At 45.1% G+C, this 18,253-nt stretch carries 16 protein-coding genes; 9 read left to right on the top strand and 7 right to left on the bottom strand.

Annotated elements, in window-relative coordinates; all coding sequences use genetic code 11:
- Nucleotides 1-2: 2 nt before the first annotated feature.
- Together msbA and hldE are read right to left on the bottom strand one after the other, a co-directional pair.
- Nucleotides 3-1,811, bottom strand: a complete 1,809-nt coding sequence (gene msbA, locus JHD45_RS00860) for a lipid A export permease/ATP-binding protein MsbA (protein WP_199474097.1) — start codon at nt 1,809-1,811, stop codon at nt 3-5.
- Nucleotides 1,812-3,239: a bifunctional D-glycero-beta-D-manno-heptose-7-phosphate kinase/D-glycero-beta-D-manno-heptose 1-phosphate adenylyltransferase HldE gene (hldE, locus tag JHD45_RS00855; protein ID WP_199474094.1), complete on the bottom strand. Its 1,428-nt coding sequence runs from the start codon at nt 3,237-3,239 to the stop codon at nt 1,812-1,814.
- Nucleotides 3,240-3,336: 97 nt separating this feature from the next.
- Between hldE and JHD45_RS00850 the strand changes: the two genes are divergently transcribed.
- The 7 genes from JHD45_RS00850 (at nt 3,337) to JHD45_RS00820 (ending at nt 9,770) form a co-directional block, all read left to right on the top strand.
- Entirely contained in the window at nt 3,337-4,485 is a 1,149-nt protein-coding gene (locus JHD45_RS00850; protein WP_199474092.1) for an AGE family epimerase/isomerase, read from the top strand.
- Between the two features lie 51 nt (nt 4,486-4,536).
- Entirely contained in the window at nt 4,537-5,484 is a 948-nt protein-coding gene (gene rfaD / locus JHD45_RS00845) for an ADP-glyceromanno-heptose 6-epimerase (protein WP_199474088.1), read from the top strand.
- Nucleotides 5,477-6,481, top strand: a complete 1,005-nt coding sequence (gene waaF, locus JHD45_RS00840; RefSeq protein ID WP_199474086.1) for a lipopolysaccharide heptosyltransferase II — start codon at nt 5,477-5,479, stop codon at nt 6,479-6,481. Before rfaD ends, waaF begins: the two co-directional genes overlap by 8 nt.
- Nucleotides 6,482-6,732: 251 nt before the next feature.
- Nucleotides 6,733-7,419 carry a glycosyltransferase family 9 protein gene (locus tag JHD45_RS00835; RefSeq protein ID WP_199474084.1) on the top strand — a complete coding sequence of 229 codons (687 nt, stop codon included), beginning with the start codon at nt 6,733-6,735 and terminating at the stop codon, nt 7,417-7,419.
- Between the two features lie 10 nt (nt 7,420-7,429).
- A complete protein-coding gene (locus JHD45_RS00830; RefSeq protein WP_199474082.1) occupies nt 7,430-8,215 on the top strand; it encodes a glycosyltransferase family 2 protein in 786 nt (261 codons plus the stop codon).
- A gap of 11 nt (nt 8,216-8,226) precedes the next feature.
- Nucleotides 8,227-9,261, top strand: a complete 1,035-nt coding sequence (locus JHD45_RS00825) for a glycosyltransferase family 4 protein (RefSeq protein ID WP_233407477.1) — start codon at nt 8,227-8,229, stop codon at nt 9,259-9,261.
- Nucleotides 9,262-9,452: 191 nt separating this feature from the next.
- Nucleotides 9,453-9,770, top strand: a complete 318-nt coding sequence (locus JHD45_RS00820; RefSeq protein ID WP_067341754.1) for a hypothetical protein — start codon at nt 9,453-9,455, stop codon at nt 9,768-9,770.
- A 103-nt stretch (nt 9,771-9,873) separates the two neighbouring features.
- On the opposite strand, the gene JHD45_RS00815 is transcribed toward JHD45_RS00820, so the two are convergent.
- A complete protein-coding gene (locus JHD45_RS00815) occupies nt 9,874-10,707 on the bottom strand; it encodes a sulfurtransferase (RefSeq protein ID WP_199474080.1) in 834 nt (277 codons plus the stop codon).
- An 84-nt stretch (nt 10,708-10,791) separates the two neighbouring features.
- On the opposite strand from JHD45_RS00815, the gene JHD45_RS00810 reads away from it, so the two are divergent.
- On the top strand, nt 10,792-11,559 hold the full coding sequence (locus tag JHD45_RS00810; RefSeq protein WP_199474078.1) for a TlyA family RNA methyltransferase: 768 nt from the start codon (nt 10,792-10,794) through the stop codon (nt 11,557-11,559).
- Nucleotides 11,560-11,575: 16 nt separating this feature from the next.
- On the opposite strand, the gene JHD45_RS00805 is transcribed toward JHD45_RS00810, so the two are convergent.
- A complete protein-coding gene (locus tag JHD45_RS00805) occupies nt 11,576-12,958 on the bottom strand; it encodes an MATE family efflux transporter (RefSeq protein WP_199474076.1) in 1,383 nt (460 codons plus the stop codon).
- Between the two features lie 180 nt (nt 12,959-13,138).
- Nucleotides 13,139-15,577, bottom strand: coding sequence for an endopeptidase La (gene lon / locus JHD45_RS00800; RefSeq protein WP_199474074.1), 2,439 nt, complete (start codon nt 15,575-15,577; stop codon nt 13,139-13,141).
- A 321-nt stretch (nt 15,578-15,898) separates the two neighbouring features.
- Here lon and upp point away from each other — a divergent pair, with 321 nt between their 5' ends.
- Complete coding sequence (gene upp / locus JHD45_RS00795; protein ID WP_199474071.1) at nt 15,899-16,555, top strand: uracil phosphoribosyltransferase; 657 nt, start codon at nt 15,899-15,901, stop codon at nt 16,553-16,555.
- A gap of 120 nt (nt 16,556-16,675) precedes the next feature.
- On the opposite strand, the gene JHD45_RS00790 is transcribed toward upp, so the two are convergent.
- Together JHD45_RS00790 and JHD45_RS00785 are read right to left on the bottom strand one after the other, a co-directional pair.
- On the bottom strand, nt 16,676-17,296 hold the full coding sequence (locus JHD45_RS00790; RefSeq protein WP_199474068.1) for a LysE family translocator: 621 nt from the start codon (nt 17,294-17,296) through the stop codon (nt 16,676-16,678).
- On the bottom strand, nt 17,296-17,943 hold the full coding sequence (locus tag JHD45_RS00785) for a TetR/AcrR family transcriptional regulator (RefSeq protein WP_199474065.1): 648 nt from the start codon (nt 17,941-17,943) through the stop codon (nt 17,296-17,298). The genes JHD45_RS00790 and JHD45_RS00785 overlap by 1 nt, the downstream gene beginning before the upstream one ends.
- Between the last annotated feature and the right edge of the window lie 310 nt (nt 17,944-18,253).

Raw genomic sequence — 18,253 nt, 5'->3', positions numbered from 1 at the left:
AATCAGCTCTTATCGTCAGCAGCTTCAACCGCTGGTGAGTCATTAAACTGCTGATTGTGTAACTGTGCATATGCCCCGTTCTTTGCTAATAACTCTGCATGGGAGCCTTTTTCGATGATCGCCCCATGATCGATCACTGCGATGATATCGGCATTTTCAATGGTAGAAAGACGATGGGCGATGGCAATGGTGGTTCGGTTCTCCATCAATTTATCCAATGCTTGCTGAATCGCTCGTTCCGATTCCGTATCCAACGCCGAAGTGGCTTCGTCTAAAATCAGAATGGGAGCATTTTTCAAAATGGCACGGGCAATGGCAATACGCTGACGCTGACCACCCGACAGCAAAACACCGTTTTCTCCAACCAGAGTCTGTAAGCCCAACTCCAATTCTTGAATAAAGTCCCATGCGTTTGCTGCTTTCGCAGCCTCAATCACATCTTCTTCTGAGACCCCTTTTAAACCGCCATAAGCAATGTTTTCTTGAATCGTTCCGTTAAACAGCACCACTTGTTGGTTAACGAGTGCAATGTTTTGACGCAGACTACTCAAGTCATAATCATTGATATTGACCCCATCAATCAACAACGACTGCCCTTCTACGTCGTAAAAACGCGGAATCAGGTTTGCCAAGGTGGACTTACCACTGCCAGAGCGTCCGACCAAGGCCAACTTCTTACCTGCTGGCAAAGATAAGTTCACATCCGTTAATGCATTTTTATCAACACTTGGGTAGCGGAACGTCAGACCTCGCCACTCAATATTGCCCTGCATACGTTCAACCACTTTTGTTCCTGTATTCTTCTCACTTTCAAGGTCTAAGAAAGTAAAGATACTCTGGGCTGCCGCTATGCCTTTTTGTAGGATACTGTTCACTGAGGTAAGTTGACGCATCGGACGACTTAACATACCTGCTGCACCAATAAAGGCCACGAAATCACCAGCCGACATACTTGCCGAAATATTGGGATCAAGTGATAACCAAATTAACAAAGACAAAGAAACCGCTACAATAAATTGAATAATGGGCACATTAAGTGCTTTGGTCATTTCCATTTTTAACTGTGAGCGACGGTTTTCTTGAGCTGCTTTATAAAAGCGCTGCACTTCATATTCTTTACCGCCGAACACTTTTATGACTTCATGACCTTTGATCGCCTCTGAAGCCACATCGGTTACGCCACCCATGGCATTTTGTATTTTTAAACTGAGCTTGCGGAAGCGCTTCGACGCGTAACGCACCACGGCACCAATCAACGGCAATACGAATAAGAACAACAAAGACAAACGCCAGTTAATGAACACCATATAACCCAGCAAGCCAACAACGGTTAAACCTTCACGCAAAATAACCTGAATAGCCTGAGTAACAGAGTCGATTACTTGCTCCGTATCATAAGTCAATTTGGCCAACAACCGCCCACTGGGCATATTATTGAAATAGCCAGATGGCAAGGTCACCATTTTATTGAACATACTGGTACGCAGGTCAAACACGACATTATTAGCCACTTTAGCCATGCCATAAGAGCCTAAAAAGGTCCCCAAACCGCGCACTAAAAACACACCAAGAATAGCCAATGGAATCAAAGCACGACTTTCCGTTACCTTGCCATGGGATACCACATCCACAATATGTTTTAGCAATGCCGCCAAGGCTGGCTGCATAGCAGAATACAAAATGTAGCCAAGGACACTAATCAGAAAATAGGCCATGGATGGCTTAACGTACCCTAATAATCTGAAATAGAGCGTCATGCCTGACATATCTTTGGCGGTTTTTTCTGACTTCGTTTTTTCTTTGTCTTGCATTTAGAGATTTGCCTTTTCAATAATCGACGTTGTCGAATAACCATCCACAAAGGTAAGTACTTTTACTTCGCCACCATGCTCAAGTACATGCTGTGCACCAACGATCGTGTCAATGGTGTAGTCGCCACCTTTGACCAGTACGTCTGGGGTCAATTGTTCAATAATACGTTGCGGTGTATCCTCATCAAACCAAGTCACCCAATCAATAGCCCCTACTCCTTCTAACACCGCCATACGATGTTCTAAGTTATTGATTGGGCGCTTCTCGCCTTTTAGTCGCTTAACCGAGGCATCCGTATTGACTGCAACAATAAGACGATCCCCTAGGGCTTTTGCTTGCTTTATATAAGCCACATGTCCTGGGTGCAAAATATCAAAACAGCCATTGGTGAACACCACTTTCTCGCCACTCATCTGCGCCAGTTTAATTTGCTTTAATAACTCTTCAGGTGCTAACACACCAAAATTCGTCGTATGGGAACGCTGAAACATAATGGCACCTAAATGCTCAGCATCAATAGAGGCGGTGCCTAATTTACCAACAACATAGCCAGCGGCCTGATTCGCGTATTCCACTGCGTCGATAAAACGCTTGCTAGTAACATAAACCGCCGTTAATACCGCGATCACAGTGTCTCCCGCTCCCGTCACATCAAACACTTCTTTGGCGGCAGTCGCCAATGAAAAAGGTGGCTTACCTTCACTTAGTAACACCAACCCATCTTCACCACGGGTAACCAACAGCGCTTTCCAGCCAAACTGTTCACGTAATGCTTTGCCTTTTTCCTCTAACTCTTTCACCGAGCGGCACTTGCCGACGATGTTTTCAAACTCAAGCAAATTTGGCTTTACCAAGGTTGCCCCTTGGTAAATGGAAAAATCATTGCCTTTAGGATCTACAAAACTCGGCACATTTTGCGCATTAGCAAGACTGATGAGTGACCGAACATCCGCCAAGCACCCTTTTGCATAATCGGAAAAAATCACTGCATTGGATTCTGGTAAGCAAGCAGCGACTTCTTTTGCCAGCGCTTCATTTTGCGACAGACTGTCTTCTCGCTCTTCAAAATCTAAACGGATCAATTGTTGATGGCGACTCATCACTCGTAGTTTGGTGATCGTTGGCAAGGTATCAGAATAAACAAAACGACAGTTCACCCCTGCTTCTTCTAAACAACGGGAAAGGACAGCCGCATTATCGTCTCTGCCTACCACGCCGATAAGCGTCACAGACACACCAAGTTTAGACAAGCCGAGTGCAACGTTCGCGGCACCGCCTGGGCGATCTTCAATATTTGAAACCTTCACCACTTGGACTGGCGCTTCTGGAGAAATACGTGACGTGCCGCCATACCAGTAGCGGTCTAACATAACATCCCCAACAACGAGAATGTGTTTATCCTTAAAATTTAGATACGAAGAGTTCATAGGCACATAATAATCGATTTTTGAGAGCGCCCATCTTATCATACTCCCTATATAAGTTGGACATACCTAAAACACACGAAATAAGGCTGTTTACCCCATGCTGAATTCCGCACTATCTTCTTGTCAGGCTTTTGTTTTTGACAAGCTACTTCCCCATTGGGCCAATTATGGTTTAGATGCCACCCAAGGATACAGCTACGAAAGCATGCATCACGACTGGACAAGAAATCAGACGGGACGTCTTCGCCTTTTAACCCAATGCCGCCAACTCTACACTTATAGTCATGCGTGTCTTTTAACAAACAATGACGAGTGGCAGGCAAAACTCACCCCTTTGTTCGACTTTATTACCCACCATTACTTTGTCGATAACCGCTGGATTTTCTCTCTAGATGACAACTTAAGCATTCAAGATACTCAATCGGATGCTTACGCCCTCGCGTTTATCTTACTGTCTTTTAGTTATTACTATCAGTTTAGCCAAGACGAGCGTGCTTTGCCCTATATGGAGAAAACTCATCATTTTCTGCTGGCTAATATGACAGCCCAGACTGGTGGTTTTTATGAATCCTTTCCTGTGGATGAAAAACAAACACGCCGTCAAAACCCCCATATGCATCTATTGGAAGGCTATATCGCGGCTTTCAACGCCACAGGAGCGAACGACTACAAAGACACCATCCGCTCACTACTCGATTTAGCCCTAGAACATTTTTACCATAAAAAGAGTCAAACCTTACGCGAGTTCTTTACAACGGATTGGCAACCGGATCCAAATACAGGTCATCAGGTCGAGCCGGGGCATCATTTTGAATGGGTCTGGTTGCTCTATCAAGCCAACGCCATTTTACCTAACAGCGACTATACCGATCTAGCACAGCAACTCTGGCTAACCGCCGCCCGATACGGCATGGCCAGCAATGGCGGCATCTACAATCAGATTGATGGTGATCACTATCAGGCCATCGATAAAGAAAAGCGTATCTGGCCGATAACAGAGTACTTAAAAGCCATTACTGTGATACCCATCGGTAAGGAAGAAAAAATAGACCGTTTAACAAAAGCATTAGACTTTATGCAATGTCATTATTTCTTAGAGAACGGACGCTGGAATGAATACCTAGATGAGCATAACCAAGCAAAAGATTACCCCTTACCAGGCACAAGCAGCTATCATATTTTTCTAGGTCTAACGGAAGTGATAACATGGGCTCAACTGAATACTGGCTTTAACGGATTTCGTTAAATAGTAGCCACTTAATTCGATGAGACTTCTTTATTAGCAGGACAAACTATTATGTATATTGTAACAGGCGGCGCTGGCTTTATTGGCAGTAACATTATTCAAGCCTTAAACCAAAAAGGCATTAAAAACATTCTTCTTGTCGACGATTTAACCGATGGCAAAAAATGCCTAAATCTATCGGATCTTGATATCGCCGATTATATGGACATGTACGACTTCCTTGATGCCATTAAAAACGATACGCTCGGTATCATTCCTACCGCCGTTTTCCACGAAGGCGCCTGCTCTGCCACAACCGAATGGAATGGTAAGTTTGTGATGGATGTGAACTACCAATACTCTAAAGCGGTATTGGACTTCTGTTTACGTCATAAGGTCCCTTTTTCCTACGCGTCTTCAGCCTCTGTCTATGGCTCTGGTCCTGTTTTTAAAGAGGCGCGAGAAAATGAAAAACCTCTGAATATGTACGCTTACTCAAAATTCCAATTTGACCAATATATTCGTGCGGTTCTTCCCACAGCTAGCAGCCAAATTGTTGGCTTTCGTTACTTTAACGTATATGGCCCTCGTGAACAGCACAAAGGTAGTATGGCCAGTGTTGCTTTCCACCTTCGTAATCAGGTATTGGAAGGTGAAAATCCAAAGTTATTTGGTGCTTACGATGGTTATGAGGCCGGTGGGCAAAGCCGAGACTTCATCTATGTTGAAGACTTAGTCAAAACCAAACTGTGGTTTTTAGACAATACCGATAAATCTGGTATTTTTAACTTGGGGACAGGTAAAGCAGAACCCTTTAGAACTATCGCTGAAACCGTTATTGACCATTACCAACGTGGCGAGATCGAATACATTCCTTTTCCTGAACATTTAAAAGGAGCCTACCAGAGCTTCACACAAGCGGACATCGGCAAACTTCGTGAAGCGGGCTATCAAGGTAGCTTCCGTGGTTTAGCACAAGGTGTTCAAGACTACCTGAACTGGTTGGATACGAATGGCTAAATACCTAATCGTCGGCCCTTCATGGGTAGGTGACATGGTCATGGCTCAAAGTCTCTTTATTACGTTAAAACAGCGTGATAAAGAGGCAATTATTGATGTTATTGGCCCTAACTGGTCCTCACCGATACTGGCTAGAATGCCGGAAGTTCGCCGCGCTATTACACTACCGACAGGGCATGGGGAATGGGGCATTAGTACACGCCGCAAGCTCGGTCATTCCCTTCGCGATGAACAGTATGATCACGCCATTGTCATGCCGCGCTCATGGAAATCGGCTTTAGTCCCATTCTTTGCTAAAGCAAAACATCGCGTAGGCTTTTTAGGCGAGCAGCGCTATCTGTTGCTCAACGAACGCCGTAAGCTCGATAAAAAGCTCCTTGACCAGACAGTTAAGCGCTTTGTCTCCCTTGGACTGCCAGAAAACTTACATAGCGCGCCAAGCACTATCCCCCACCCGTCACTTCGGGTCGACTTAGACAATCAACAAGCACTTTACCACACCTACCAACTATCAGATCGTCCTGCCATTGCCCTTATGGCTGGCGCGGAATATGGCCCATCGAAACAATGGCCTCTTGCCTATTTTCACGATTTAGCAAAAAGAGTTATTGAAGCAGGCTATCAGGTCTGGGTCTTAGGGGGGCCAAAAGATGTGGAAGGAGGAGAGCAAATCATACAAGGACTGGGACAGTACGCGGTTAATTTATGCGGAAAAACCAAACTCGTCGATGCCATCGACTTGCTGGCCGCCGCCGATAAAGCGGTCAGTAATGATTCTGGTTTAATGCATGTTGCCGCCGCAGTGGGGACCGAAGTCCATGGTATTTACGGTTCGACCAGCGAGAAGTTCACTCCTCCTTTAACACAGAACAAAACCATCCATAGTCTTCATCTGGACTGCTCACCCTGTTTTAAACGAACCTGCCCTCTTGGGCACACAAACTGTCAAAACCAACTCACTCCTGACATCGTTATAAGGACCATTCTCCCACAATGAACGTCGTCTTACTCAGGAACAGGCCGCACTTTGGTGCTCAAATCACAACGATTCCAGTACTCCACTTTTTTAGTGAGCACTATTGTCAAAAAAAGCCACTGGTACTCTTATCTAAAAACAATGTGTCTTGGATTTATAGCCAGTTGCCCTGGGTACAGGAGTGTATCCATTCAAAACATCGCATGGACGACTTAAAACAACTCAACAAGTGCGACAACCTGTTGAATTTACGCCCCAACAATCGATTCCTTATGATTATGTATAAAGCGCTTAAGGGGGGGCAAGTCTTTGATTTAGTAGCTAATGACTTTTTGATTGAATTAACGGCTACGCAATACAATAAAATGTGTGACGATGAATATCGAGCCCTCAACTACTTAAAGATATTCATAAAAGAAGAATCGGCACTTTTACCAGCTCTGGCGGCCCCATTCCAAGTTCTGGCTCAAAGCTCTTCTTTGCAGGTAGCGACAACACAACTCAATCTGTTATTAATGCCAGGAGGAGGAGCAGGCGAGATCAAAAAATGGGGCATTGATAACTTCATCGCAGCAGGCAATGCCATCGCAACACAACTGAATAAAACCTGTCATCTTCATGTTTTATTAGGGCCAGACGAAACAGAAGAAATCAATATCATGAAAGCATTAATGGCCGAATCCAATAATTTGTCGTTGCACACCAACATACCGATTAAAGACATTGCCCAATTAGCCAGTCGATGCAATTTGACCATTGCCAACGATTGTGGTCCATCTCATATTGCTCAGTGCTTACAAAAACCCTATATCGGTATCTACAGAGAACCCAACCCCGAATGGTTTCTTAACCACGCATTGTCTCGTAAAGTGATTCCACAAACAGGCCAAGATATTAAAACCATCGACATCGAAAGCGTGACAGAACACGCTGTTCATCTATTAGAGAGTCAATACTAAAGAGCCCATCATGAAGATTTCCGGCAACATTATTACCCTAAATGAAGAAAGAAACATCGCCGCCTGCATAGAATCAATGCAAACTGTTTGCGATGACATCGTCGTTGTCGATTCAGGCAGCACGGACAAGACAGTGGAAATCGCTACTGAACTCGGAGCCACCGTAATACACCAGCCTTATCTCGGCGACGGCATACAAAAAAACGTTGCTCTGGCCCACACTCAACACAGATGGGTACTCAGTTTGGATGCCGATGAGCGCCTTACACCAGAAATGACGCAAGCTATCCAACAACTGGATTTAGCTGCCTCAACGGTCGAGGGCTATTCCTTTCGTCGACAAAACCGCATTGGCAGCCGCTGGATAAAGTACTGTGGCTGGTACCCTGACCGCTGTATTCGCCTTTACGATACGGATAAAACCCGCTTTTCTGACGTCAAACAACATGCCAGTGTGCAAGCGAAAACGACTCAAGACATTAACGCAGACATTATCCACTTTTCTTTCAATCACATCGGCGAGTTGTTTGCCAAGCCAGGGCGCAATTTCAGTGGTCGTGCGGCAAAAATCATGTATGCCAAAGGCAAAAAAGCCAATGCCTTTTCCCCTTTCCTTCACGGGCTCAATGCGTTTATTCGCAAATATATTTTTCAACGGGGCTTTTTAGGTGGGGTCGATGGTATGACCATTGCCCTTAGTTCCGCGATTAATAGTTACTTAAAATACGCAAAACTGCTTGAATATCAGCGCGACCCTAGTGTTACCAAGCAAGACGACTTCAATAATATCTGGTAAGTAGGCTTATTTTGACTAAAACACCGACAATCATGCACGTCAACCTTGCCAAAGGCTTTCGTGGTGGAGAAAGACAAACAGAGCTACTTATCAAAGCGCTTGCCAAACATTTTGAGGTTAAACAAATTGTTGCCTGCCGTGACGACTCCCCTCTGAGAGACCGACTAGCAAGCGTGCCAAACGTCTCATTTTTAACCGCTAACCATCAATTAAGCGGGCATTTCGCCGCTCCTCATGTAGATATCGTTCACGCCCATGAAGCCAAAGCCGTTCATTGGGCTTATCTTCACAAGCTTTTGCGACAAGTTCCCTACATATTGACGCGCCGCGTGGATACACCAATCAAAGAAAAATGGTCGAACAAAGCGTCTTATCGCAACGCCAAGATGCGTGTCGGGATTTCCACTTTGATTGCGGAACATATTCGCGATAAGCACTGGGGAGAAGTTGAACAAATCCCCAGCACCTTGGCACACCTAGAAGCGAACCGCCAAGAAGGCGAGGCCTTTAAAGCCGAGTTTCCCAATAAAATTCTCATTGGACACGTAGGCGCTTTGGTGGATCGTCATAAAGGGCAAACAGTCCTGATAGATGCCGCCAGCCTGCTTGAAAAAAGCCACCCAGCGCTACACTTTGTATTCTTTGGCGACGGTGCTGATAAAGAAGAACTCAAAGCATACGCAAAACACCTTGGTAATATCACTTGGATGGGCTTTAAGAACAACATTGGAGATTATCTGCCTTTCTTGGATATGTTTGCGTTCCCCTCTAGAAATGAAGGGTTAGGCTCTACTTTATTAGATGTGATGGATGCAGGGGTGCCGATTATAGCCTCCCGCGTAGGCGGCATTCCTGACATCATCTTAGATCAAGAAACAGGCCTACTCGTACCGCCCAATGACAGCAAGGCACTTAAAGAAGCCATTGTCACTTTATACGAAAGCCCTTCTCTACAAGAACAGTTGAAAGCTGGTGCGACCGCAAGACTCATCAACTATACACCACAAAAAATGGCCGAGCGCTATATGGCAATATACACCCGTTAACCCAGACTCCTCGGGCTTCGGCTATGTGGTACCCTAAAGCCATCATGCTTCCCTTAAAAAAATAAGCGAAAGATCAAACTTTTGCTTATTTTTGTCACACCCAGCCCTTCTCTCATGCTAACTTGTGATGAGGGATGAACAAGACTCCCCCTAATTAAGAGATGACCGACAATAATAATGAGGAGTGATATATGAAGTTTGAACTAGTTGACCGACAAGGCTATATCCCAGACCTAAATTACGGCAGCGCAGGCAAAGAACTCGCTTGCTTTGTACCTGCAGATTACCCATTTGAACAATTAAGCTATAGCAACGGCGAAGGCGAAGTTCGCATTGACGGCCACACTTGGCATTTTTTCTTTACTCAAGAAGGTGTGGGGATAAAACTAATAGACGGCGTGGTGTCCTTAAAAGAAGCGGAAAAAATGTTACAAGCGATCAAAACGCACATTTGGGGAGAGAACCACCAGCAAGTACAAATCTTCATCGCTGGTATTACCCCCAAATAATACCTAGAGAACACTCTTCCTAAAAAAACAAAAAGCCCACCCTCCTGAATTAAACCTAGGAGGGTGGGCTTTTTGAAATCTGCAGTAAAAAAAAGGTAGTTATTTACAGGCCTGCGGCTTGCACCATTCTTTTTGACCACTGACTCCATGAGCCCACATACACTTGATTAAAATCCAACCCAGCATGATTCAACGCCAAAACATTGTGACAAGCCGTGATTCCTGAACCACAGTAGTTAACCAATGTTTTATCTTGCTCGACAAGGTCTTGCCAGACACCACGCAGTGCTTCAGGACTTTTTAGGCAACCATTTTCATCAAGGTTTTGCGAGTATGGATGGTTCAACGCTCCAGGAACGTGGCCAGCCACCGGATCGATGGTTTCCTCTTCTCCTTGATAACGACTTTCTCCTCTGGCATCCACCAACTGAAAGACATCCGTTTCCATGTTTTCAATCACTTGAGTCACATCTACAGCCCATGGAAAAGCAACAGAAATAGACACTGAGGATGCGACAGGTACTTCGTTTCTATCCGACAAGGGTAGGCCTGAACGAACCCAAGCGGGTAGGCCACCATCCAATACTCGTACATCGATTCCCTGCTGCGATAGCATCCACCAAGCACGTGCAGCAATAGCACCACTCGCATCGTCATAAACCACCACATGACTATCGAGATCCACACCCCACTGCTGTAGCTGTTTAGCAAACACCTCTTCACTTGGTAAAGGGTGTCGTCCGCTGGTTGTCGTTTCTGCACTAGCTAGCTCGCGATGGACATCAACAAAGATCGCTTTCGCTATGTGTCCCTTATCGTACTCACGCTTTGCTTTCCCGTGATCCGTTAGGTAAAAACGACAATCTAAAATCACTACATTGTTATCGTCTGCACACGCCTTCAACTCATCAACGGTGATTAATGTTTTTAATGGCATATATTGGCTTCCTTAAAATCTACTGCGGATTAGAACTTTTTGTTAGTATGACGTCTTTTTACCATTAACCACTGAGCTTTACCAATGACCCGAATCGACTTATTACTGACTGAACGTGGCCTCGCAAAATCACGCTCGCAAGCCCAAACCTTTATCAGTGAAGGTCGAGTGACCTATTGTCAGGATGGCAAGTGGTTAGCCGTTACCAAACCCAGCTTAAAATTAGACGCAGACTGTGAGTTACATGTCACCGCAACGGACGCTGATAAATATGTCTCTCGAGGCGCGCTCAAACTGGAAGGCGCCCTTGCCCATACTCAACTAAATATTCAAGGCTATCGAGTTTTGGATGTCGGCCAATCGACCGGAGGCTTTACAGACTGCGCCTTACAACATGGAGCAGCCCAAGTCGTCGGAATTGAAGTAGGTCATGACCAACTGGATCAACGATTAAGAGAAGACCCCAGAGTCATTTGCTTAGAAGGCATCAACGCTCGCCACTTAAGTCAACAGGATCTTGGTGCGCATTTCCCAACGGGAGGCTTTGATATCGCCGTGATGGACGTATCATTCATCTCTCAAACCAAAATATTACCGCAACTTCCTGCCCTATTAAGCCTTCAAGGGCAACTCATTACGTTAGTAAAGCCTCAATTTGAAGTCGGCAAAGCCTTCATTGGCAAAGGTGGCCTAGTCAAAGACAAGCAACGTATCGAGCAGCTGTCGGAAGATATGCAACACTTTGTGCAATCCTTGGGGTTCCAAGTAAAATGCTATATTGAGAGCCCTATTAAAGGTGGCGATGGCAACCAAGAGTTCTTACTTTGGGCAAGCAGATCCATACAAAACTAGCAAAATTAACATCTATCTAAAGAAGAGGTTCATCATAGGCTAGACTGCCATTAATCCGGAGTTCCCGAGTTTCTTTTTTCTCAAGGGTATGAATATAACGACGACCTAAAAAGAACCCTAGACAACCGAAAATAACCGACCCAACAGCCTGCCCTAACAGCACCCCTTCGGCTCCCATAAACCAGCCAAAAACAATGATCAACGGCCAAGTCCCCAAGATGGCGCGGCCAAAATTCAACAAGGTGCTGTTAAAAGGCTTACCTAGGTTATTAAACACCGCAATGCCGATAAACAACAAACTCTGAAAAAAGAAACTAAAGGAGACATAGGTCGCAAAAAAATGAATCAAATCCGCCGTCCCTTTCGTAGCATGGAAAATCGCCACCAACCAATCCTGAGCCAAATATAAAGCCGTACACAAAGCCAAACAATAAGCAAAAGCATAGAGCACAGCACTGCCTATGGCTCTGTGCATACGGTCAAAATGTCCCGCCCCATAGTTTTGCCCAAGTATGGGTCCTACCGCACCGGATAAAGCAAATAGTCCACCGAATACCACTGGAATAATACGACCAATAATGGCTATCGCAGCAACAGCATCGTCACCAAAGGTCGCAGTATGTTCCATAACAATCGCATTAGCCAAGGGTGAGGACATATTGGTTAACATAGTCGGTAAGGCAATAACACAAATCGGCCGTATATCATTGAAAAAGTGGGAAAAATGAAATTTTCCCAACATATTATGAACAGACACCACACCATAATACGACACCACGACCATCGAAAGACGAGCAATCAGAGAAGCCAACGCCGCTCCTTCTACTCCTAGCCCAAGGGAAAAAATAAAAATCGGATCCAACACCGCGTTAATAATGCCACCAACCAAAGTGACATACATTGCTCGTCTCGCATCGCCTAGCGCACGCATAATGCCAGAGGCTATCATACCAATCATCACAGCAGGCATGCCAAGTATCAAAATATGCAAATAGCCAGATGCCAAAGATAAAGAGCGACCGCTTGCGCCAATAAAAGACAAAATCATCGACACATTAGGCCATAGCAAAGCCACAATCGCGGTGGAAAAAAGTACCCCAAACACCAATACACTAACGGCTCGCTGCCTAGCTTCCTCAACCCTGCCCTCACCAATGGCTCTTGCCACTAATGCGGTGGCCGCAACCGACACCGCAATGCTGATGGAAATAGTAAAAAACATCACGGTACTGGCATAACCAACAGCAGCCAAAGCCTCTTTCTCATCCAGAAAGGACAGAAACAGCATATCCACCAAATCCACCAAAAACATGCACATCAAGCCAAGCGCATTGGTAAAAGACATCACCACCACATGCTTTAACGTCGAACCTTGTGTGAGTTTTGCCTGATCAGGCATTCATTTCCCCTATACGATTAATTGAGCCGCAAAATTATAGCTCAAAGACATGAAAAAGCCGGACAAGCTCTCGCCTGCCCGGCTGCGATATTTTCTCATGTCTCTAGCTTAGTGAGAACGCATTCTTTGTGAATATATCACAAGACAATCATGACACTCAGCCCACATTTTCTGGCGGCTTTAATGGATATCATTACTGCGGCGATCAAACACCACTTTTTCCACATCCGCAAAACGTTCTGCAAAATGCACGGTCATGCCTTCTTTTACTGACTCTGGCAGCTCTTCATAATCACGACGATTGGGCTCAGGGAGAATTACTTCGCTGATTTTACTGCGCTTGGCAGCGATGATTTTCTCGCGAATACCACCAACAGCAAGCACCTGACCGGTGAGTGTTAACTCCCCTGTCATCGCCAACCCTTTACGTATCGGTTTACCTTTCGCTAAGGACAATAAAGCCGTTGCCATGGTCACCCCAGCACTTGGGCCATCTTTTGGAGTGGCGCCTTCTGGCACATGCAAATGCACCAAACACTTATCGAAAAATTCTGGATGGCTTTGGTAGCTCTTGGTATGAGAAAAAACATAGGAATACGCAATGTCAGCCGACTCCTTCATCACATCCCCTAGCTTCCCGGTGAGCTTTAGACCACGGGTTAATTCGTGCACTTTATTGGCTTCAATAGACAAGGTCGCGCCCCCCATAGACGTCCACGCAAGCCCCGTTACTACGCCCACACCTTGCAAGTTTTTTTCTGGGCGGAAGTAAGGCATACCCAATAGGGTTTCTACGTCTTTCACCCCCACATTGATGGTTTCCTTTTCTCCGGTCAGTAACTCCACGACTGACTTACGCAATACTTTTTGCAGTAATTTATCCAAGCCTCGCACACCTGCCTCACGGGCATAATACTCAATAATATGGCGCAATGCGGCATCGGTAATGTTTAGCTGTTTTTTCAACAACTTGTTTTTCTTTAACAGTTTGGGCCACAAATGCTGCTTGGCAATCATCAATTTTTCGTCAGCAATATAACCTGACAAACGAATCACATCCATACGATCCAGCAATGGTGCGGGTATGGTATCCAGCTGATTGGCTGTGCACACAAATAAAGCTTTAGACAAATCGATGCGCATGTCTAAATAGTGGTCTAAGAACTCACTATTCTGTTCAGGGTCCAGAGCTTCTAGAAGTGCTGATGCTGGGTCGCCTTGAAAAGAAGAGCCAATCTTATCCACCTCATCCAACATGATCACAGGGTTTTCCACTTCAACGTCTTTTAATGCCTGGACAAACTTTCCGGGTAAGGCCCCGATATAAGTTCGACGGTGTCCCTTAATTTCTGCTTCATCGCGCATTCCCCCTAAACTAAAGCGGTAAAACTTACGATTGAGTGATTCTGCGATGGACTTACCAATGGACGTTTTGCCCACACCTGGCGGGCCAACCAATAGCAAAATGGAGCCGCCCATTTCTCCTCGCTGCGCACCCAAAGCTAGGAACTCAACAATGCGGTCTTTAATATCTCCTAGACCAGAATGATGAGAGTCCAATACCTCACGAGCCGCTTTAATGTCTAAATTGTCTTTTGAATGAACCCCCCATGGTAAGGCGGTCGCCCAATCCAAATAATTACGAGTCACACCGTATTCGGGTGATCCGGTTTCTAAAATGCTCAGCTTATGAAGCTCTTCTTGAATTTTTTCCCGCACAGGGTCTGGGACAGTTTTGTCTTTCAGGCGCGCCTCAAAGGCTTCTACATCCGCCGTTCGGTCATCTTTGGAGATACCCAGCTCTTTTTGAATCACTTTTAACTGCTCTTTCAAAAAGAACTCTCGCTGATGCTCACTGATCTTAGTATTCACTTCAGCGCTGATCTCATGCTGCAAACGCGCAATTTCCAACTCTTTGCGCAGCAATGTCAATGACAAATGCATACGAGGCTGCACCGGAATGGTCTCCAAAATCTCGTACAGATCCCCCCCATCAGCTGAAGTAATCGAGGCCGCGAAATCCGCCAACAAGCCGGGCTCACTAAAGGAAAAACGGCCTAAATATTGACGTAAATCTTCACTGAATAAAGGGTTCAAGCGAATAAGTTCTTTAATAGCATCTAAAATAGCTATCGAGTAGGCTTTCGACTCTTTGTCCGTTTCCTTTGAGTCCGTTAAATAACGCACCCGCGCCAAATAGGGTGTACTATCACTTAGCCATTCTACAATTTCAAAACGCTTAATCCCTTGTGCTAAAAAAGTGATTTTATCGTTTTGTCTTTCTGCCTTATGAACCCTTGCCACGCAACCAATAGTGCGGAAAGAGTCAACTGGTGGCGCACCGCTTGCGACTTTATCGGTATACACCAACCCCACAGCGGTTTGTGGATTATCGGCAATACGCTCTAATGATTCTTCCCATGGATCTGCATCCACCATAACCGGTTGCACTTGGGCTGGAAAAAACGGACGACTAGAAATCGGCAAAATGTACAAAGTATCTGGCAGCACGTCGTCCGGCAACGCCAACGCACGTGGGTCGCTAATAACCACCTCTTCATTAGTATCATCCATCAATGACTCATCATGTTGATCTGGGTACTGTTCATCGTTACTCATATATATTCCCAATACGTCAAGATTAGTGTGTCTTGCTTTGCGGCAAACAATTCAATAAAAACAGCCGTTAAGTTTGCTTATTTATGTAGTGACAAACTGAATAAAAACAATCCCTAGGGAAACGGGATGGACTCCTAAGTTCTTATCCATTGATCAGAAAACAGATATGTCACTACTCATCCACATAATGATGGATCGATTATGACTGAGTAGACAGGATTGTTTATTCAGAGGGAAAGCATTGTGGTATTATTCCTGCAAGCAACCTGAAATAACGGCCTAACATCCGCTTGGTTCTCTATTCGAAAAAAGGACACCGACATGACTCGTGACGAGATATTAAGTACTTACACTGACATTTCAATCATTGAACACCCCTTCGTCAAGCATAAGCTAACCAGTCTTCGAGACAAAAACACCAGTACTCGTGAATTTCGCATGTTGGTTGAAGAACTCGGCACACTCATTGGGTATGAAGCAACACGGGATTTGGAAACAGTTGATACAGAAGTAGAAACCCCTTTAGAGACTACCTTAAGCCCAGTCCTCAAAGGCAAAAAACTGTGTATCGTCACCATCATGCGCGCTGGAAATGGTTTAGCAGAAGGAGTATTAAAGCTATCCCCTTCTGCCCGTGTCGGTCACGTGGGCATGTATCGCGACCCAGATACTAAACAGCCCGTTGAGTACTACCTTAAAATGCCGCATTCCATCAATGAGCGAACTATTATTGTTGTCGATCCGATGCTCGCAACGGGTAACTCTGCCATTGCCGCAATTAGTAAAATGAAAGACATGGGTGCGAAAGACATTCGTTTTATTTGTCTATTTGCCGCACCAGAAGGCATCGAAGCATTCAAAAAAGCGCACCCTGATGTCCCCATGTTTATCGGCACGATTGACCGTGAGTTAGACGACCATGCTTATATTCGGCCAGGTGTCGGGGACGCAGGTGACCGCATTTATGGCACTCGTTAATCACACTCTTTAATCAGACGAAATCTATAAAACATAAGGTTAGCGACATAAACGCAAAAAGCGCCCGACGATATCGACAGGCGCTTTTTTATTGATGAAAAACTGAAAGCTTAAGAGCGCCTAGCCTTTCATCCCAAGATAGACCCCAGCCAAGGCCATAATACTACCAGCAGAGCGATTCAATCCTTTCATCGCTTTTTCAGATTTCATGTAACGACGGGCCTGGGAGGCACTCACCGCGATCAAGGTTAACCCCAGCATCAAAGCAGAAAAGGCCAATGCTGCGGCCAAGACAATATCCGTCCCATGCAAGGCTGTCACATCCATAAAGCTGGGTAAAAATGCCACATAAAACAAAATGACTTTCGGGTTAGAAGCCGAAATCAGGAACCCCTGAAAAAAACTCGCGATTCCCTGCTTAGCCATTTTTTTATCTGTGCCGGACATATCCTGAGAGACCGGAGTGGTCCACATTTTCCAACCAAGGTACAACAGATAAGCCGCACCGCAATAGCGAATCACAGAAAATAATAGATCCCATTTGGCGGCAATGGCGGCTAAGCCATAGCAGGCCATGATCAAATACACGATATCACTTAAGGCCATGCCAGCACACAGGGCGATGGACTGCCTTGCTCCTTTCACTAAGCTTCGACCAATAATTGCGAACACTCCAGGGCCTGGAGTGATACTAAAAATAAAAATCGCCACAAAGAACGTCAATGCACTCTGAATGGTCATCAGTTTTCTTCCTTCACACCACAACCCGCCAACACCATACGAGTCAAAAATTGCTTCGCTTCATCATAGTCAGACTCTTCAAGCTGATCTTTCTGCAGAATAATCTTTACTTGGGCATCAAAATCCGCGTAGGTTTGTGTCATTGCCCACAAACTGATAAAAAGATGCTCGGTAGAAATGGGGTCCATTAACCCTTGCTCTACCCATGCTTGAATTGTCTTAGATTCTCGACTTAATTCAGAGACAAAATACTCACGAAGAAAATCCAGCACAAAAGCTTCTTCGCCGATCAAAGCCATCGCAAAGACTTTCGAAGCACTCACATTCATACGCGATTGGTCAATTTTCTCACTGATATAGCGCGTCAAATTGGCTTTAGGGCCTTCTTCTAGAGTGAAACGACTCACCGAATCCAACCATAAAGTCAGGATTTTTTCGAGTACTGCCTCTAATAAATCTTTTTTAGAGCGATAGTAATAATGAACATTTGCCTTCGGCAAACCTGCCTCATCAGCAATCATTTGTGTCGTGGTTTTAGCCAATCCCTGACGTGCAAACACACGCTCCGCGGCATCCAAAATTAAGGTTTGATTGTGCTCACGGATATGAGTTTTTAATTGATCTTTTGGTCGTTTTGCTTCTGACAAAATAGAACCTCTTTAACTGGCGTCATGAAATAGGCAACTAGCATTATAACGCGAAGATCGGTGGCTTTGGCACTAGAGAAATCATTGGATAAGAAGACAATTGATTAGAAATCACCTAAACGAAGGTGAAACGCGATAGTAAGGCATAAAAAAAGGGAGCCAAAGCTCCCCATTTCCCCTCACAGCAGAGACGAAAAACAATGATTAGGCATTCATCATTTACGCTAACTGCTGCACCACGTTGGCTCTTTTATGTGTGCTATTAAGTCATTTATCACTTATAACACCATATTCTGCTGAGACAGATCGC

The organism is Marinomonas spartinae, from assembly GCF_016461715.1.
GTDB classification, from domain to species: domain Bacteria; phylum Pseudomonadota; class Gammaproteobacteria; order Pseudomonadales; family Marinomonadaceae; genus Marinomonas; species Marinomonas spartinae_A.
The sequence above is the reverse complement of the archived record's forward strand: the minus strand, read 5'-3'. Positions and strand labels throughout refer to the sequence as shown.